Source organism: Bartonella sp. HY328, from assembly GCF_025449335.1.
Lineage (GTDB): Bacteria > Pseudomonadota > Alphaproteobacteria > Rhizobiales > Rhizobiaceae > HY038.
Window position 1 is genome coordinate 2778916 of record NZ_CP104883.1, and the last position, 18763, is coordinate 2797678.

Below are 18763 nucleotides of genomic sequence, written 5' to 3' on the forward strand. Positions count from 1 at the left end.
CGGCGTAAATTGCATTAGCCCGTTGCTGGTCGTCACGAAATAATTGTTAAGCACATTAGCTTTTTTACAAAAAATCAACCTATTCGCTTAAAATTTGAATATTTAAAAAGCCAATTCAAATAGTCGGCTTAACTAGGAGTTTAAGATGCAATGAATTCATTTAAACTTACAAATAAAAAGAAGCTATACACACGAAAGATCTTTGTCTTTAGCGTGTATAGCTTTTCAAACTAATCAATATCAGCTTAATTTTGGATGTTGATCAATCAAATTTTGTCGCTTTTCTTCTAATTCAGTAATTTTTTCATCAATTGCGCTAATGCTTTCTTCAACCTTGTCAAAGTGCTCTTGCTTTTTATCTTCAAGGCCAGAAATTTTCTCATCTATCGCATTAATGTTTTCTTCCGCCTTTTCAAAATGCTCCTGCTTTTTATCTTCGAGGCCAGAAATTTTATCCTCGATTGCATTAACATTTTCTTCGATACGATCAAAATGCTCTGCCAAAACTTGTTTTGCTTCAAAGCGCGATGAAGCAACAGGTATTGCGTCCATCAAGGGTTGATTAGCTGTTTCATGCACTTTCATGCCAACAATTAATCCAATCAGCGCGACAACCATTAGATAAAATGCTGGCATATAAAGATTGCCTGTTTGAGCAACAAGATAAGCTGCCAAAGGCGGTGTAATACCAGCAACCATAACTGAAATATTAAACGATATAGCTAACGTCCTAAATCGTACTTCGGTTGGAAATAGTGCAGGCAAAACAGATGCCATGACACCAATAAAACAACAAAGAATAAGCGCGAGAATAGTAAAGCCCAAAGCGATAAACAATACATTATGATGCTGGATTAGCCAAAAGCTTGGGACAGCTAGTATGAGCAACGCTAAAGCACCACCAACGAGAAAAGGCTTACGTCCAATTTTATCGCTTAAGAAACCAACTAATGGCTGAATAAACAACATAAAAGCCATTACAATTATAATGATCAACATACTGTGATCGTAATTATAATGCAAACTTACCTCGAGATAATTGGGCATATAGGTAAGCAACATATAATAAGTAGTATTAGTAACAATCACAATGCCACAGCTCAAAACGATGTTAAGCCAATTATCCGTAAAAATCTTTTTGACTGATGTTGCATTATCGCGGTCAGATTCTTCTAAATTTTGGAATGTTGGGCTTTCATCAAGAGATTTACGCAAATAAAGGCCGATAAAACCTAATGGCAAAGATAAAAGAAACGGAATACGCCATCCCCAGCTTTCCAAGTTTTCAGTGCCAAGTACTGCAGACAAGAGCGAAACGGTACCAGCACCAGCCAAGAAGCCAACAATTGAACCAAAATCCAACCAGCTTGCCAAAAACCCGCGCTTTTTATCGGGAGAATATTCAGAAACGAACACCACTGCACCTGAATATTCACCGCCAACCGAAAGCCCTTGAATAATCTTTGCAAGCAGCAATAAAAACGGCGCGAAAAGACCAATTTTTTCATAAGGTGGTATGATACCAATACAAAAAGTACTTGCCGACATCATAATAATGGTAAAAGAAAGAATGGATTTGCGGCCAATCTTATCGCCTAAAATACCAAAAATTGCGCCCCCCAATGGGCGAAACAAGAAAGGCACAGAAAAGAGCATTAAAGTAAAAATTAGCTGCATGGTGGGCGATGCATCGGCAAAGAACACCTTGCCAATAATAACGGTTAAAAACCCATAAACACTAAAATCAAACCACTCAACTGCATTGCCAAGTCCTGTCGCCGAAATAACCTTTTTCAATTCACTATTACTCACAATAGGAATATCATCAACCTTTAACGGTTGTTGCTCTGCTTGAGACATATCTTACTCTCTATTTTAAATTACATTAAAGTGGAGTTAAAGGGAGACGCAAAAATGCAAAGTATAAGAAAATAAATTCTTAAAATGTCTACAAAATAACAAGTATTGTCGAATAGACAAATTCCCTAAGTTTCACAAATAAGCCATCTTTATAACACATTGCTTTCAAAATTTCAAGTTTTTTTTAAAATTTTAATAAAATCATGCGAAAACAAGGCTACAATTCATCTTCAAACTTTAATTTTATTATAATTATTAAAACTTTAGCTACTTTTTAATCCGCTATATATTTACGCTTTTATTAAGGGAAAAACGCCAGATATTGCATTTTCAAAGATATTTATTTTTCCAATTAGCGTGAAATTTTCAATTAGTTTGATAATTTCAGTTAGTTTTATGTTTTCACTTAGTGTGACAAATGCAAAAGTCTAGGGAAACTGCGAATAAAAATAATAATGCCATACTAACATTTTCAATAAATTTAAAAATGCCGAAACAATATCAAATTAAAATATAATAAATTAATATAATTCTAATTTTATTACGTTTACTTTGACTTCAATAATGCGTGCTAATTTTATTATATTAATAAAAATATTTTTTATTTAATCATTCGTAACTGCACTATTAAATGACTTATGCAACTGCGGATATAAATAGTTTTATTTATTCACGTGTAACTTTGATATAAAGTTTAGAAAATATTTCTGACTATTAAGGCTTCAAAATTAAGCATAAAAGCAGCGGCCTCAACCCTAATTAATAATTAAAAAAAACACAAAAGTAATGAAAAATTCCATTTACCTTTGTGTTTTACTTGGATCTTATAAATTAATCTTCGTTGTTTGGTTGTACGCCGTGATTATTGTGCATCATGGTAATCATATCAAAGGCGATTTTCTGTAATTCTGTGTCAGACAAGGAAATTTGCGACCGAAGGTCCAATAGCTGGTCTTTTTCGTCTGATGACGCGGTTAGCAAGCTAGAAAAATAAGCTTTTGTGTAATAGGAGTTTGCTTTTGCTTCATCAATTACCGCATCAAGATTGATAGGGCTTTCTAAATGATCTATCAGTGATTTTTTGTAATAATCACCAAGATCCGAATTATAGATCAAATCTACAATTTCTTCTTTTTGTTCACCGCTTATGTGATGAGAGCTTTTCGCTTCATGAATTTTTGAACGCAACAGAGGAATTATAAAAAAAGCGGAGTCAAAGTTATAAGTGTCTATATCTTTTGCGTAATCGATAAGACCATTATTCGCATCACTCACGCTAACACCGTCTGATGACGCAATGTGTTGCTCCCAAAAATCCTTGCTTTGCTGCGAAGTTATATTTTTGAAAATCGATATACCCATGATGTGTATCCACCCTATTAGCTAAACAGCAATAAATAATTTGCAAAATGCTAAATTAGAACGATCGACACTGATTTGAGTTCCATAAATATTTTTTTTATTTTATTTAATATATCCGTATCAAAAAATAAAAATTCGGTATCGCGATTTACCGGACATCTTTTGTAAAATATGATTGAGCAGCATAAGAACTAAAATGGGCGTCACCGACAGGTAACGCCCATTTTTAAAATTCTCAATGATATAGGTTTTTAAACCCATAAATAAAAAAAATTGAAGATTAGCGGTAAAAATTTAACTCTTCAAAAAATCTGCGGGATCAAAATCATAATGGGTAGAGCAAAACTCGCAGGTAACAGATATTTTACCATCTTCTGTGCTATCGGCGATTTCTTCCGCACTCAAAGTACTCAACACATCATAAATCTTCTGGCGTGAGCATGAGCAATCGTCAATAATAGTTGTTGCTTCAAATACGCGCACCCCTTGTTCATGAAACAAGCGATACAGCAAACGCTCTGAAGGAACATCAGGATCGGTCAATTCATCACTTTCAACCGTATTGACCAAAGCTTCCACTTCTTCCCAATGGGCTTCTTGATGCTTCTTTTGTTCTTCTGCATCTTCCCCCATCTGCAAAGTAGATTGCGGCAAAAACTGCACCAATAAACCACCAGCGCGCAATGACACACGTGCTTTACCATCGCTGTCACGGTCATGCAACTCGGCAACGGCAAGGCGCACTTGCGTTGGAATTTGCTCCGACTGCCTAAAATAATTCACCGCAATTTCTTGTAAATTGGAACCATCAAGCGCAACAATACCTTGATAAAGCTGCATATTTGCACCTTGATCAACGGTTAAAGCCATGGTGCCCTGCCCCAACAACTCTTCAGGCGAAGTTTTATTGGCAGCAATTGCGTCATTTAGCGCATCTTCATCAAAGCGGGCATAAGCTCGCAAATTAGCTGGCGTTGTATAATCGCAGACCAAAAGGTTAACAGGCCCGTTAGAGCTTGTCTGGACAATTAACTTGCCTTGAAACTTTAACGAGCTGCCAAGCAAAATAGTAAGTACCATAACTTCGCCCAATAGTTTTGAAACTACTGATGGATAATTATGACGATCAAGAATGGAATTAAGCGAGGCGCCCAGTTGCACAGCCCGACCGCGTGCATCAAGGCGTTCAACCTCAAAAGGCACAACTGCATCATCGCCGGCAAAAACATAATCGCCTATTCTTACTTCTTCATCTCTAAATTCTGACTTTTGTGTCAACTTATGACTCCATACACCATTTTATAATGGCCTTTTGTGCGTGCAAACGGTTTTCTGCCTCGTCAAAAACAACAGAATGAGGGCCGTCAATCACGCCATCAACAACTTCTTCGCCACGATGGGCTGGCAAACAATGCATAAATAATGCATCAGGTTTGGCAAGAGCCATCAAAGCTTCATTGACTTGATAAGGCATGAAGATTTCATTTTCACGAGCACGAAACTCTTGCCCCATTGAAACCCAAGTATCGGTTACGATGCAATCTGCATCAGTTGCCGCTTTTTTTGCATCCCTTGTCAACTCAATGTCACAGCCGCGCTTTAAGGCCCAATCCACAAATTTTTGCTGTGGTTCACTTCCCTCTGGCGTTGCAATGCGCAGCTTGAATTTAAGAAGTGTTGCTGCTTCAATCAAGGAGTGTAGAACATTATTACCATCGCCCATCCAAGCAAAGGTCTTGCCTTCAACTGGACCACGATGTTCTTCAAAGGTCATGATATCAGCCAAAATTTGGCAAGGATGGGTATCATCAGTCAAACCATTAATTACCGGCACGCCAGCATATTGCGCCATTTCCAACATACGATCATGTGTCGTTGTACGGATCATGATGATATCAACAAAACGTGAAATAACTTGCGCTGTATCTGCAATGGTTTCACTATGGCCTAACTGCATTTCAGAGCCGGTTAGCATCAAAGTCTCACCGCCCAATTGCCGCATACCCACATCAAAAGAAATGCGTGTACGCGTTGATGGCTTCTCAAAAATCATTGCCAAAACTTTTTCTGCTAAAGGTTTTGTACGACGGCCTGCCTTTAATTCGGCCTTCATAAATTTGGCATCATCTAAAATAGCGCGTAAACCTTCCCCAGAAAAAGTGGAAAGATCGGTAAAGCTACGAATATTATCAACCATTTTTATTATTTTCCCTAAATTTTTGCTTATTTTAGATGATTAAGAGCTGCTTCAACCCGCTGTAATGCATCGCGTATTTCTTCAGCCGTAACATTTAGTGGTGGTAAAAAACGTACAATATTTCCACCAGCACCAACAGTTAATAATTTTTCTTGGCGCAATGCAGCAATCAGATCTGTATTAGGGATAACGCAATGCAGACCGGTCAATAGACCTTTACCACGCACATCATCAACAATGTGAGGATAGGTATCAATCATGGCAACAAGCCCCTGCTTTAATTCATTGGCCATAAGATTAACATGATCAAGAAACCCCGGACTCAATACAATATCAAGCACAGCATTACCAGCCGCCATAGCAAGTGGATTACCACCAAAAGTTGAACCATGACTACCAGCCGTCATCCCTTTAGCAGCCTCGCTAGTTGCAAGACAAGCCCCAACCGGAAAACCACCACCAATACCTTTGGCAATTGCCATAATATCTGGTGTCACACCTGTCCACTCATAGGCAAATAATTTGCCCGTTCGACCAATGCCACATTGCACTTCATCAAAAATAAGCATTAAACCATGTTCATCACATAATGCCCGCAGCATCTGCATTGTTTCATTGGGCACGGGACGCACACCGCCCTCACCCTGCACAGGCTCAATTAAAATAGCGGCTGTTTCATGATTGATAGCTGTTTTGAGTGCGTCATTATCGCCAAATGGTACTTGATCAAAACCCTGCGCTTTTGGCCCAAAACCTTCAAGATATTTTTCTTGCCCTCCAGCCGCTAAGGTTGCCAAGGTGCGGCCATGAAAAGCCCCTTCAAAAGTGATGATGCGATAACGCTCTGGATTACCGTTAACATAATGATAGCGCCGCGCAGTTTTAATCGCACATTCAATTGCTTCAGCACCAGAATTTGCAAAAAACACCTTTTCAGCAAAGCTTGCATCGCAAAGCCGCTGTGCCAGCTTTTCTTGCAACGGATTTTCAAACAAATTGGAAAGATGCCAAACCTTTTCAATCTGCTGTTTCATAGCTTCAACCAAATGGGGATGATTATGACCAAGGACATTAACCGCCACACCAGAGGTGAAGTCCAAATATCGATCACCTTCTTGCGTAAAGAGCCATGGCCCTTCTCCTCGCTCAAAGCGCAAATTGATACGAGCAAATGTATCATAGAGCGGTGAGGCATCAGGCGTTTTCATAATTTTTAGTCTCCAAAGGTTTAAAATTAATTATAATAGCAGGCTTGATCTTGACATGTAAAAAAAGTGACACATGTTGATTGATAGACTGGGCAACCAATACACATAAAATCAACGGATAAAAGCACTATTGTGTCCGATAGATAAAATGTCAATCAGCCATTAAAAAAAGGGGGAAAGAAGTTAGAACTTTTTTTATTTTTCCATAAAATATGGTCAGCATCCAAGTTAAAGATCAAAGCTGTTGCTATAAACCTCTGACTAAAAGCTAAATTATGAGGTAAAATATAATGGCTATTTTTCTTGAGTATTGCATTTTTTTGGAACATATCAAAGGCTGGGCAGTTATTGAAAGTTAGCACGGCAATAATATTATCTAATATTGTAATTTAATATATTATTGTTGTTTCTAAGTGATGCCAATTTTCAAAAGCCACTCCTTACAATTTTATTGAGAATTTATGCCGCAAAGCTAATTTAAATCTTGTAAATGCAAATTGGCGATTGCAAAATAAGGAATGAACCCCTATTTAAAGTTCACACAATAAACAAAAAGCACTTCATCAGCTTCAAAAGCGAATAGTAAAGCTTGAGATTTGGAGAGCTATTGATTATTTCAAGATGTTTTTAAACAACAAATTTTGGGTAAATATGCAAATGTATAATCAAATTGTTACGTTTTGCGCTATGGACATGCATCAGCATGTCAATTATCTATGGCAAGATTTATCGATATTGACCAAAAACGGTCAAAAGTTGTGAGATAAGAACAAGACATCTTGCCTTGAAGGCCTACAATATGTAGCTTAAGATTAATATAACCACATATAGTGGTGCATTTGGATTAAATACATACATATGGTTAGCATAGCAAATCAAATTTGGAACAAGGCCAAATTTGGGATGTTATTTTGTTTAACATATAATATGCGAATGAATTTGATTGAAAATGCACAAAAGAGATAATGGAGTCCTGGTATGAACTGGACAGATGAGCGTGTAGAGCTTTTAACCAAGCTTTGGGCCGAAGGTTTAAGCGCAAGCCAAATTGCTGCGCAACTTGGTGGCGTAAGCCGTAATGCTGTTATTGGTAAGGTACATCGCCTGAAATTGTCAGGCAGAGGCAAAACTACCAAAGCGCAACCACGGGCGGCTAAATCTGCAACACAAACCAGTGCACCAGTTGTTGAAGAAACGGCAAAGCAAACAGCATCAAGTGCTGCACCGCGCGCTACTCGCCCTGCGGCTGAAAAGCCAGCGCCACGTGTGGAACCAATTGCGAGTGAAGCTCGTCCACGCAAAACTGAAGCGACCTCAACTATGCGCGCGGCCCCTCAAACTGAGCGTGAGCCTCGTCCACAAACCACATTTTCATCAAGTAGCGTCAAGGTGGACTTTTCAGCAAATGCCGCCGCAGATTTTGATGCATCCTTAGCTGATAGCAATATTGTGCCAATGAAGCGCAATTTGACGCTTTTACAATTAACCGAAAGCACCTGCAAATGGCCTATTGGCGATCCGCTTAATGAAGATTTCCATTTTTGTGGCGCAGATTCTGGTGAATCCAGTCCTTATTGCAGTTTTCATTCTAAAATTGCTTTCCAGCCGATTTCAGACCGTCGCCGCGTTAGAGCCTAGGCTCAGGGCATAGTAATTTATAAGATTAAACAATAGACTAAATTAAAGTGAAGGGTTGCAATATGCCTTTCGCTTTTTACTTTATCATCTATAACCATAATTTATATGTTATTTTATTGCCAATAGGCCAAATTATAAGAGGTTTGATAGTTAAATCCTGCTGGGATTATGATAAGGGTTATTTTCGAGATCATAGTACTAAATAGGATTGCACAATAATGATGGTGAATAAGACATGTCAGAAATAAAGGCTTTCATCATACATTTAGAACGCGCCAAAGATCGTCAAGCGCAGGTTGAAGCATTAAGCGCTTCACTGCCTTTTAGCTGCGAAATTACTGCAGCAATTGACGCCAATATTCTTGACCAAAACGTGATTGATAATCATTACAAGCCAAAAAGCCAAAAACCATTTTACCCTTTCGCTTTATCGCGCACGGAAATTGCTTGCTTTTTATCACATCGCAAGGCTTGGCAGCAAATCATTGATCAAGGTCTTGTCGGCGCTTTCATTTTTGAAGACGATGTGACTTTAACGGCGGATTTTGAATTAAGCCTCGCAACCGCTTTACCTTTTATGAATGAAGATACTTATATCCGCTTTCCTTTTCGTGAACGCGAAAGCGGAAAAATCCTTGCACAAAAGCAAAATCACCGTTTGATTGAACCGTGTCCAGTTGGACTTGGGCAAGTGGCGCAATATATCGGCCGCAATTGCGCGCAAAAACTTTTAGATGCCACAATGCAATTTGATCGGCCGGTTGATACCACTCTACAAATGTTTTGGCTAACAAATGTTAGACCATTATCGGTTTTGCCAGGTGGCGTTAGCGAAATATCCGCCGCGCTTGGTGGCTCAACAGTACAAAAGAAAACTCGGTTTTGGGATAAGTTACGCCGTGAAATTTTGCGTCCTCTTTACCGAAAGCGTATAGCCAGCTTATCGCAACAAAGGAGTTTATGAAATGGCTATTCCTATTTTATTATATCATCACATAGATGAGCCACCGCCATCAGGCACACCATCACGCAGCAATTATGTTAGCCCAAAAAACTTTGCCAAACAAATGGCTTGGCTTAATCGTCTTGGCATCAAGGGGCTATCGCTCAAAGATGCAATGCCCTATATTCTTGAACAAAAGCAAGGACGCATCGCGGTCATAACCTTTGATGATGGTTTTCTTTCAGTGTTTGAAAATGCTATGCCCATCCTCAATCAACATGGCTTTACCGCAACGAATTATTTTGTTGCAAATGAAATAGCTGGCCAGAATAATTGGGACAATCCCAAGGCTAAACGCGCAGCTTGTATGGATATTACCAAAATAAAACAATGGCTAAGCTATGGCCATGAAGTCGGCAGTCACACTTTAAGCCATCCTCATTTAAGCCAATTATCAAGCAATGAAGCCTTTATTGAGATTAATCAATCAAAACAAAAGCTGGAAACAGCCTTGAATATTCATGTATCAAGTTTCGCCTATCCTTATGGTGATGAAAATGACAGTGTTCGCAATATTGTAGAGCAAGCTGGCTATAGCAATGCCGTTACAACACGGCGCGGACGAGTACAAAAAAATGATAAGGCTTTTGAATTACCCCGTCATAGTGTGCGGCGTAATGATAGCGCTTTGCATTTTTTATTGAAGTGCCTTGTCCGGTAAAAATGCGCCAAAAAGTTTTGAGTAATGCTCATATTTTTTCTAGCCGTAGAGCCAAAAATAATATAGCCCTAATGGAAGTTTTATCCGCCCCCAATTTTATACCTCAATGATTTTAAAGAGGCACGTTATGAACCTTGAAAACCCTGTTGATATTTTGCAAAAGCTAATCCAATGCCCATCTGTTACACCTGATGAGGGTGGCGCTTTAACACTTTTGCAGCATATTGGCGAGGATCTTGGTTTTAAAGTAGAGCGCCCAATTTTTACTGCTGACAATACGCCAGACATTGAAAATCTTTATGCCCGCTTTGGATCAGGTGGCAGACATTTAATGTTTGCAGGCCATACAGATGTAGTCCCAACGGGTGATGAAGCCGCGTGGAGCCACCCACCTTTTGCCGCCAATATTACCGATAATATTTTATATGGGCGCGGAGCCGTCGATATGAAAGGTGGTATAGCCTGTTTCATAGCAGCTTTTGCACGTTTTATAAATAAGCAACCAAAAGATAAGCCATTTAAAGAAAGCGTTTCTTTATTAATTACGGGCGATGAAGAAGGGTCAGCAATTAATGGCACGGTAAAACTGTTAGAATGGGCAAAAAACAAGGGTGAAACTTGGGATAGCGCGCTTGTAGGGGAGCCAACAAACCCAAATTTTCTTGGTGAGATGATTAAAAATGGCCGCCGAGGTTCGTTGTCTGCTATTGTCACAATTAGTGGGCAACAGGGACATGTCGCCTATCCCCATCTTGCTAACAATCCTTTGCCTTTTCTTTTGCAGTTGGCACAAAGTCTAATTGCAACACCTTTAGATAAAGGCACGGAGCAATTTCAACCAAGCAATTTAGAATTAACTACTATCGACACCGATAATAATGCAACCAATATCATTGCTGGAAAAGCTAGTTTTCGCTTTAATATTCGCTTTAATGATTGTTGGACTGTGGATAGCCTAAAGGCGGAAATTTTAAGCCGCTTGGAAAAAGCAGCCAACAAATTTGCAAATAATGATGAACAAAAGATATGTAACTATAACATTACGTGGCTTGCTAATCCTGCAGATGTTTTTATCACCCATGATGAAATTTTGATTAATTCTTTAAACAGTGCCATTAAAAAAGTAACCGGCAATGAAGCAAAGCTTTCAACCTCAGGCGGCACATCAGACGCGCGCTTTATCAAAAACTATTGTCCAGTGGTTGAATTTGGGCTCGTTGGGCAAACCATGCATAAAATTGACGAATGTGTAAATCTCATTGATGTTGAACATCTGACGCAAATTTATGAGAAATTTTTGGATGCTTTTTTCGCATAATAGTCCATGACAATGACATAGCTTTGGTGGCAATAGAAATATTTACCGTTTAAAGCATAAGGAAAGCTGATAAAATGCTTGATATTGAAACCATAAAAAGTCGCCTTACGAGCATTTTTAAAGTTGGCATTGGCCAATATGATAAACTCAACGAGCTAGACCTCACATCACGAGGATTTTGGCTTTCCTTTCAAGCAATTATTCTTGCTGCTCCCTTGCTGCTAATTGACATAGCTTTAAGCACCCAGGCCATTGATACCAGCCGCAGCCTCGTTGAAATGATTTTTACCAAAAGCTTCATCTTGATAAGCTCGTGGTTTTTGCCGCTATTATTGATTTTTGTCCTTGCCAATATTTTAAATCTAAAAAGCAAAATCATTATATTTACTATTGCCTATAATTGGCTTCAGGGATTTATTAATCTTTGTTCCCTGCCGGCTTCACTTCTGCTTTCACTTATTCCTCAAAGCGCAGGAATTTTATTATTTCCTATATTTTTCTTAACGATTACATTGATTTATATTAGCTTTCGTGTTTTTGATGCCGTTTTGCAAGAAAGCTTTGGCTTTACCATTGGTTTGTTTTTGCTTTATTTTCTCACATCACTTCTTGCTGAAGTGATGATTCTTCAAATGTTTGGTTGGAATTTTTAAAATTATAGATATCTCATCAATATAATATTGAATGAAAGCAGAACCGGAACACAGCTTTTTTAAACTTTGGCAAGTGTTTTACGTTTTTAAGTATATTTCAACACCGACTTATTGTTAGCAACTGATGATTCTAGGATCTACCTAATACCATTATTATCCAGATAGCCTGAACATTAGCGACAATACTTATTTAAAGAGCTGAATAATGGTCATTACATCAAAATACCCAATGCGTTAAATTGGCAGTAAGACTAAAAACGGCTTAAAGTGATAAAATCAAGGGCCTGCTGAATTTCTTTGCAACCAAGTACCGTAAACAATTGGATTTATTGCTTCTAAATTCATGATGCCTCGACTATTGATAGAAATTGGTATTTTGAAATGAACAAAAAAAGATGGGGCTGTTACTGTGCCATACGGCTCACCATGAAAACAATTTGAAGATCAATTTTTAAAAATTATCCAAAACGGACTATGTTAAATTTCGCAAATATGACGTAAATTTCATTGATTTTTATATGTATTTAGTCTTTACCCTTGACTTTGTTAGAATAACTCCAATAAAATCGGGTATAAGGACATATGCGACAAAAAAACACCTATTTTATTGCTGTCAGTGATGTCAAAGCACTATAACAATAAGCAATTTGCATATGCAATTCATAATACATAATTACAACTCTATCATTGACGACCAAATTGTAGAAGATTTTCTCGCCGATTGCCGGGAGCTTTAAAAGATGGACTATAATAAGTTTTTCCAAGACTCAATTGACCAACTACATCAGGAAAAACGCTACCGTGTGTTTGCCGATATTGAACGGATTGTTGGTGCTTTTCCACGCGCGCTTTGGCGCAATGGCGGGCAAAAGCGTGAAATTACCATTTGGTGTTCCAATGATTATCTTGGTATGGGGCAGCACCCTAAAGTTATTGAAGCCTTATGTGCGACAGCCAGTAATACAGGCGCAGGCGCAGGCGGAACTCGTAATATTTCTGGTAATAATCACCCCTTAGTTGAACTTGAAAATGAACTTGCCGACCTTCACAATAAAGAAGCAGGCCTTGTATTTACTTCGGGTTTTGTATCCAATGAAGCTGCTATTTCGACAATAGGTCGATTGCTCCCCAATTGTCTTATCCTTTCAGACGAGCTTAACCACGCCTCGATGATTGAAGGTGTGCGCAGGTCTGGTGCTGAGAAAAAGATTTTCCGCCATAATGATATTGAGCACTTGGAGAGCCTGTTAAAAGCTGCTGGTAATGAACGCGCAAAACTTATTGCTTTTGAGTCGGTTTACTCAATGGATGGAGATATTGCACCGATTGAGGCAATTGCCGATCTTGCAGATAAATATAATGCTATGACCTATATTGACGAGGTTCATGCTGTTGGAATGTATGGTAAGCGCGGCGGTGGTATTACTGATCGTGATCATCTTTGTGACCGTATTGATATTATTGAAGGCACTTTGGCAAAGGCCTTTGGTGCATTAGGTGGCTATATCACTGGTAATAAAGCTATTATTGATGCGGTACGCTCTTATGCGCCTGGCTTTATTTTCACCACCGCTTTACCGCCTGCAATTGCAGCTGCAGCAACTGCTGCTATTCAGCATTTAAAAACATCACAAGTTGAGCGGGATATGCAGCAACGTCAAGCGCAGCAAGCCAAGGATGTTTTGAGCAAGGCTGGTTTTCCGGTCATGCCATCACAAACCCATATTGTTCCGATTTTGGTTGGCAATCCAGACCTTTGTAAACAGGCAACAGACCGGCTACTTGAAAAGCATAATATCTATATTCAACCAATTAATTATCCAACAGTACCACGCGGTACAGAGCGTTTACGTATTACCCCAACCCCCTATCATAGCGATGAATTAATTGAAGAACTGAAAGACGCTTTAATTGAGACTTGGACTGCACTTGGGATTGCGTTTAAGCCTGCATCTACGTCGCAAAACAGCGATGGAAGTTCTAAAAATGCGCGCATTATTCCACTAACACTATCGCAAGCAGGCGGCTAAAACTTAACTTTTATCTTTAATGTCTAAAGCACGTTTGGTTTATCTTAAATCAAACGTGCTTTATTTTTAACCACATTATTAACGATAGGCCTAAATGAATAATAGCCATTGGTGAATGGTAAAAAACATACAACTAAGTTTAATAGCAGCCATTCATAATTTACACATATCTTTTCAATACTACTGAAGGGATAAGGTGGTTTAATTTTTCTTCTAAGATAATTGAACAAGGTGCAAGCTTTGCAAATGCTAGCAATAAGAGTCACTCATTATTGAACTTCATATCAAAATATTCATTTTATTCGCATCCACTCCAGAATACTGGTAAAACTATTTTTTGGAACGCAATCGATTTTGGCAAGATAAATCACTAATGCACAAATTTTGTGCATTATTTTATGACGCATCGAAAGAATCCACCAATTTGATCGACTTTTGATGGTTATTTAGCCGCGCCTTGCCCTTATTCGTGCAAATTGCCTAAAATATATTAGATATGCAAAAAATGCATAGCAGCTGTGTGATAGTGTTAATTGTCTTTTGATTAAAAAAAGGGCATCATTAATTTGTCTCAAGAATTTGTCTCCTCCCATTGCATTTTCTTGAGTGTTCCCCTCTGAAGGTTTTGCCCTTATGTGGCACCTTCATAACTTGCCGGACATTTGTCCGGCTTTTTTTTTGCGACATTTAATGCAATGCCATTCATGCATGTTGGATCGATAGTGCAGCATAGTTTACCAAAATGCTTATAAAGCATTTACTGCGCAAGATAAAATTACAGGAAGTATCGATATAAATATCTAATCAATGACGTCATAATAAAGCATGATTGGCCATTTTTAAAAATGATATTTGTCTTAACCTTGTCCAAATGAAGTTTTGGCTGCAAACCTTAATTAGAATTCAAAATCAAGCTTAAAAGCAACCAATCACATCAAATTTGTTTCAGGTCCGCAGTTAGGGTCATGACCCTAGAGCATTTCCAAGCGTGTTTTTGACGTTGGTGCAGAAAATACGCGATCAAGCAATGCTAAATCGTCCTCTGTCAACTGAATGCTTAGCGCTTCTAGGTTCTCATCTATATGAATTGGATCAGATGCTTTGGGTATAGCAATAATATTTTGCTTGCGCAAAACAAAGGCAAGCGCTATCGCCGCGGGTGTCGCTCTATATATTTTCGCTAATTGTTGAAGCTGAGGATATTTTAAAATACGCGCTTGCTCAATAGGCGAATAGGCCATGATTGGAATAGCATTGCTCTCGCACCAAGGCATAAGATCATATTCAATACCACGTCGCAAAAGATTATAAAGCACTTGATCGGTGATAATAGAATTTGAAGGCGCGATTTTTTGCAACTCTTCCATATCGGCAATATCAAAGTTACTAACACCCCAATGTTTAATCTTACCTTGAGACTTCAAATCTTCAAAAGTCTCAACTACCTCTTCCAACGTAAAAGCGCCGCGCCAATGCAAAAGATATAAATCTATATAATCTGTATCAAGATTGCGTAAGCTGCGCTCACAGGCCTGTTGCATGCGCTGTCGACAACCATTGGAGGGCAATACCTTATCAACTAAAAATATGTCATCGCGAAAGCCTTGCATGGCTTCGCCAACAACGCGTTCTGCCCCACCGTCACCATACATTTCTGCGGTATCAATAAGTGTCAAACCTCTTTGTATACCGTGGCGCAAAGCGTCCGCTTCTTCACCTGCTGATTGACGCCCTTCTCCCATGCCCCACGTTCCTTGGCCAAGAGCTGGCACACAAATACCATTAGGAAGCGTTGCTGTTTTCATAAAAACCTCGAATTATATTCATTTAGCAAATAGCAAAAGCCAAGACTATTAGCCGTCTTATATTGCCGCCAATCCAGCAATTTCTAGGGGCACTCTGTCTTGTTTTAATATATTTGAAAATATGAATATATTATTTAAAAGCGAAGAGAATATTACACTTCGCTTAATAAAATCGTGTTTTCAGGGAAACAACGCCATTTGAAAGGAACGATAACGCCTATCGACCAATCTTATATCAATCATTAAATTGATAAAAACAGCAGCTTAGATTTTGACTTAGTAAGGTTTTTATAAATATTCACCTTACTATTTGTCATTTTTTTAAAACTTAATGTTACTTAGCCTTTAAAGTCGCGAGCAAGCAAATAAAGCTCCACCGACTCAGCACGTGATGCTGGTGGTTTAACATGGTGGACTGATTTAAAGTTTTTCTTCAACATGGTAAGCAACTCATTTTCAGTGCCTCCTTGGAAGGTCTTGGTCAGAAAGTGGCCGCCTGGCCTAAGCACTGAAATAGCAAAATCAGCTGCAACTTCACATAAATGAGTAGTCCGCAAATGATCGGTGCGGCGATGCCCAGTGGTTGGCGCTGCCATATCCGATATAACCAAGTCAGGCTTGCTGCCAAGCGCATCAAGCAGTTTTTGCGGTGCATCGTCATCAAGAAAATCCATTTCCAGCAAAATAACCCCGCTTAATGGATCAACATGCAAATAATCGATACCAACAACACTCGGCGCTTCTTCTGTAGAGCCAACAAGATCGGCTGCAACTTGACACCAACCACCCGGTGCGGCACCAAGATCAATAACTTTTTGGCCTTTTTTTAGCAATTTATAACGGTCATTAATCTCGATCAGCTTATATGCTGCACGCGAGCGATATCCGTCAATTTTGGATTGATGCACGTAAGGATCATTAAGATGGCGTTCAAGCCAACGGCGTGATGATTCCTTGATCGTACCGGCTTTCTTTTTAACGCGATTAAATAATTGCCGACTACCAGCACCACCTCTACCACCAGTTGTTGTTGGTTTGCTCTTTTTCATTTGTTATGTACCTTATCATAATGGTTTTGTCGGCGCGCAAATCGGCTTTTGCGCCATGCGCCGCTATGCGACATAAGTTCGGTTAAAATACCCTCGCGCAAACCGCGATCGGCAACGCGTAATCGACCACTTGGCCAAATATCACGAATGGCTTCAAGAATGGCGCAGCCTGCCAAAACAAGATCAGCGCGATCTGCGCCAATACAAGGATTGGCAACCCGTTCACTCATATTCCATGATAGAAGCTTTTCAGTCATTCTATCAACCTCATTGCTTTGCATCCACATACCGTCAATACGGCGGCGATCGTAACGCTCAAGTTTAAGATGTATGCCAGCAAGCGTGGTAACAGTGCCAGAGGTACCGAGCAAATGGAACCCTTGACTATTAACCAATGCACCAAGCTTTTCGCGCTCATTGAAATTGGCAAGCAAATCAGTAACATGCTTTTTCATGGCATTAAAATCATCTGGTGTTACCGTTTCACCGCCAAAAAGCTCGGCAAGGGTAACAACACCAACTGGTAGTGATGTCCAAGCAATAATATGATCGGCAAGACGTGGTGAGCGCCGATGTGAGACATCAATCAGCGCAATTTCAGACGAGCCGCCACCAATGTCAAAAAGCACTATGGCTTCTGTTTCAGGTTCCACCAAGGTGCCACAGCCGGAAACTGCAAGCCTCGCTTCAGTTTCACGGTTGACAATTTCAAGCGCAAGTCCTGTCTCGTTTTTAACACGCTGAATAAATTCTTCACCATTTTGTGCCGAGCGACAGGCTTCCGTTGCAATAAGACGTTGATGGCTAATATTGCATTGTGATAATTTACTGGCACAAACTTTTAAAGCCTCAATGGCACGTGTCATTGCCATTTCACTCAAATTATTATGGCGGCTTAAACCTTCACCAAGGCGTACAATGCGCGAAAATGCATCAATAACTCGAAAATAGCCAGGCCGCGTGGGCGAGGCAATCAGCAGACGGCAATTATTAGTTCCAAGATCAAGCGCCGCATAAAGTCCATTATGACGCGTTGGCTTGTCATAATGAGTGTGGCTGTGTAAATCATCTTTTAGATTATCAACACCAGCAAGCCCAACTTGTTTTTCAAAACCACGGCTGTTTTTTGTACTATGGCTCTGCTTGCCACCGTGACGCTTTAAATGAAATTTCCGGTAGCGGCGCTCAGAGGTTGGATCTTTTCCATTATTCTCAACAGTTTTAGCGCTAAGGGGTAAAACCGCACCTTCATTCTTATTCTTGGTCTTGGCGCAAACCTTGTCACTTTGCCCGAACTGACTATCGGCAGGCATGACTGGCGATTGTAGAGACTGATTGGGCCGAGCAATAGTCGAACGTCTACGCCGGCGCTTTTTATTGGGCGTAACGCTAAGCTGACCATCTTGCACCATTTTGGCCGCAAAGGGTTGATTAGCACCATCGGTCACAGAGCTATTGACATCTGTTACTTTACTGCTGACAGCCGTTGCACCATCACCTTGCAGGTTTTGGCCATTTAAGTTGGCATTACGCGACTTCTGTCGCCTTCTTGCCCGCTTTTTTGTCTTAAAAGGGCGTACACCATCATGAGATGACTGCTGCGTAGTTACACGCCCGCTATCATCATTTAAAGTATTGACGATAGCCTTTTTATCAGCTTTCATATCGCCACCAGCCCCCCGTACCGGCTTTTTTGAGCCTTTATGTAGCGGAGTCATCATCTATTCCTTGTGAGCGCTACACAATCTTTTAAGCATTTAAATTCAGCTAAAGTAAAGCCTTGAATAACAATTGCTTAATATGAGGCAAAATTTTAAATAAATAAAATTGAGCCTGAGAGGAGCACTTAATATTTTACGTTGTTACCAATGTAACAGTGCTTTGACGATTTACCAATAGGTAAATGACATAATCTTGATTTTTTTGACGCTAAACTGTGCGTTTTTCAATTTTGGCGCAATAATCGCCGCCCAAACAGC

14 protein-coding genes are annotated in these 18763 nt (G+C 39.5%); 6 read left to right on the forward strand and 8 right to left on the reverse strand.

Going from position 1 to position 18763, the window contains the following annotated elements:
• Positions 1–240 precede the first annotated feature (240 nt).
• The 5 genes from proP to N5852_RS11890 all read right to left on the reverse strand — a co-directional run bounded on the left by proP (position 241) and on the right by N5852_RS11890 (position 6627).
• Positions 241–1860 carry a glycine betaine/L-proline transporter ProP gene (proP, locus tag N5852_RS11870; RefSeq protein ID WP_262097986.1) on the reverse strand — a complete coding sequence of 540 codons (1620 nt, stop codon included), beginning with the start codon at positions 1858–1860 and terminating at the stop codon, positions 241–243.
• A gap of 831 nt (positions 1861–2691) precedes the next feature.
• A complete protein-coding gene (locus N5852_RS11875) occupies positions 2692–3222 on the reverse strand; it encodes a tellurite resistance TerB family protein (RefSeq protein WP_262097987.1) in 531 nt (176 codons plus the stop codon).
• Between the two features lie 294 nt (positions 3223–3516).
• Complete coding sequence (locus tag N5852_RS11880; RefSeq protein ID WP_262097988.1) at positions 3517–4500, reverse strand: Hsp33 family molecular chaperone; 984 nt, start codon at positions 4498–4500, stop codon at positions 3517–3519.
• A 1-nt stretch (position 4501) separates the two neighbouring features.
• Positions 4502–5419: an ornithine carbamoyltransferase gene (gene argF / locus N5852_RS11885; RefSeq protein WP_262097989.1), complete on the reverse strand. Its 918-nt coding sequence runs from the start codon at positions 5417–5419 to the stop codon at positions 4502–4504.
• Between the two features lie 26 nt (positions 5420–5445).
• The gene (locus N5852_RS11890) at positions 5446–6627 is read right to left on the reverse strand and encodes an aspartate aminotransferase family protein (RefSeq protein ID WP_262097990.1); all 1182 of its coding nucleotides are present in this window, start codon (positions 6625–6627) and stop codon (positions 5446–5448) included.
• Positions 6628–7605: 978 nt separating this feature from the next.
• Here N5852_RS11890 and N5852_RS11895 point away from each other — a divergent pair.
• The 6 genes from N5852_RS11895 to hemA all read left to right on the forward strand — a co-directional run bounded on the left by N5852_RS11895 (position 7606) and on the right by hemA (position 13930).
• A complete protein-coding gene (locus N5852_RS11895) occupies positions 7606–8265 on the forward strand; it encodes a GcrA family cell cycle regulator (protein ID WP_262097991.1) in 660 nt (219 codons plus the stop codon).
• A gap of 235 nt (positions 8266–8500) precedes the next feature.
• A complete protein-coding gene (locus tag N5852_RS11900; RefSeq protein WP_262097992.1) occupies positions 8501–9229 on the forward strand; it encodes a glycosyltransferase family 25 protein in 729 nt (242 codons plus the stop codon).
• A 1-nt stretch (position 9230) separates the two neighbouring features.
• Positions 9231–9929, forward strand: a complete 699-nt coding sequence (locus tag N5852_RS11905) for a polysaccharide deacetylase family protein (protein WP_262097993.1) — start codon at positions 9231–9233, stop codon at positions 9927–9929.
• A 127-nt stretch (positions 9930–10056) separates the two neighbouring features.
• On the forward strand, positions 10057–11247 hold the full coding sequence (gene dapE, locus N5852_RS11910) for a succinyl-diaminopimelate desuccinylase (RefSeq protein ID WP_262097994.1): 1191 nt from the start codon (positions 10057–10059) through the stop codon (positions 11245–11247).
• A gap of 74 nt (positions 11248–11321) precedes the next feature.
• Positions 11322–11900, forward strand: coding sequence for a hypothetical protein (locus tag N5852_RS11915; RefSeq protein WP_262097995.1), 579 nt, complete (start codon positions 11322–11324; stop codon positions 11898–11900).
• Between the two features lie 740 nt (positions 11901–12640).
• Positions 12641–13930, forward strand: a complete 1290-nt coding sequence (gene hemA, locus N5852_RS11920) for a 5-aminolevulinate synthase (protein WP_262097996.1) — start codon at positions 12641–12643, stop codon at positions 13928–13930.
• A 971-nt stretch (positions 13931–14901) separates the two neighbouring features.
• Here hemA and N5852_RS11925 read toward each other — a convergent pair.
• From N5852_RS11925 to N5852_RS11935, 3 genes are all read right to left on the reverse strand, one after another.
• Entirely contained in the window at positions 14902–15735 is an 834-nt protein-coding gene (locus tag N5852_RS11925; protein ID WP_262097997.1) for an aldo/keto reductase, read from the reverse strand.
• Between the two features lie 338 nt (positions 15736–16073).
• On the reverse strand, positions 16074–16784 hold the full coding sequence (locus N5852_RS11930; RefSeq protein ID WP_182418583.1) for an RlmE family RNA methyltransferase: 711 nt from the start codon (positions 16782–16784) through the stop codon (positions 16074–16076).
• Positions 16781–18502 (reverse strand): Ppx/GppA phosphatase family protein, encoded by a 1722-nt coding sequence (locus N5852_RS11935; RefSeq protein WP_262097998.1) that lies wholly within the window; start codon positions 18500–18502, stop codon positions 16781–16783. Before N5852_RS11935 ends, N5852_RS11930 begins: the two co-directional genes overlap by 4 nt.
• Positions 18503–18763 lie beyond the last annotated feature (261 nt).

Excerpts from the sequence above, each read along its gene's own strand:
- N5852_RS11890 (WP_262097990.1), bottom strand. The coding sequence starts at position 6,627 with ATGAAAACGCCTGATGCCTCACCGCTCTATGATACATTTGCTCGTATC.
- N5852_RS11935 (WP_262097998.1), bottom strand. The coding sequence starts at position 18,502 with ATGACTCCGCTACATAAAGGCTCAAAAAAGCCGGTACGGGGGGCTGGT.
- hemA (WP_262097996.1), top strand. The coding sequence starts at position 12,641 with ATGGACTATAATAAGTTTTTCCAAGACTCAATTGACCAACTACATCAG.
- N5852_RS11905 (WP_262097993.1), top strand. The coding sequence starts at position 9,231 with ATGGCTATTCCTATTTTATTATATCATCACATAGATGAGCCACCGCCA.
- argF (WP_262097989.1), bottom strand. The coding sequence starts at position 5,419 with ATGGTTGATAATATTCGTAGCTTTACCGATCTTTCCACTTTTTCTGGG.
- proP (WP_262097986.1), bottom strand. The coding sequence starts at position 1,860 with ATGTCTCAAGCAGAGCAACAACCGTTAAAGGTTGATGATATTCCTATT.
- N5852_RS11925 (WP_262097997.1), bottom strand. The coding sequence starts at position 15,735 with ATGAAAACAGCAACGCTTCCTAATGGTATTTGTGTGCCAGCTCTTGGC.
- N5852_RS11930 (WP_182418583.1), bottom strand. The coding sequence starts at position 16,784 with ATGAAAAAGAGCAAACCAACAACAACTGGTGGTAGAGGTGGTGCTGGT.
- N5852_RS11915 (WP_262097995.1), top strand. The coding sequence starts at position 11,322 with ATGCTTGATATTGAAACCATAAAAAGTCGCCTTACGAGCATTTTTAAA.
- N5852_RS11895 (WP_262097991.1), top strand. The coding sequence starts at position 7,606 with ATGAACTGGACAGATGAGCGTGTAGAGCTTTTAACCAAGCTTTGGGCC.
- N5852_RS11900 (WP_262097992.1), top strand. The coding sequence starts at position 8,501 with ATGTCAGAAATAAAGGCTTTCATCATACATTTAGAACGCGCCAAAGAT.
- dapE (WP_262097994.1), top strand. The coding sequence starts at position 10,057 with ATGAACCTTGAAAACCCTGTTGATATTTTGCAAAAGCTAATCCAATGC.
- N5852_RS11875 (WP_262097987.1), bottom strand. The coding sequence starts at position 3,222 with ATGGGTATATCGATTTTCAAAAATATAACTTCGCAGCAAAGCAAGGAT.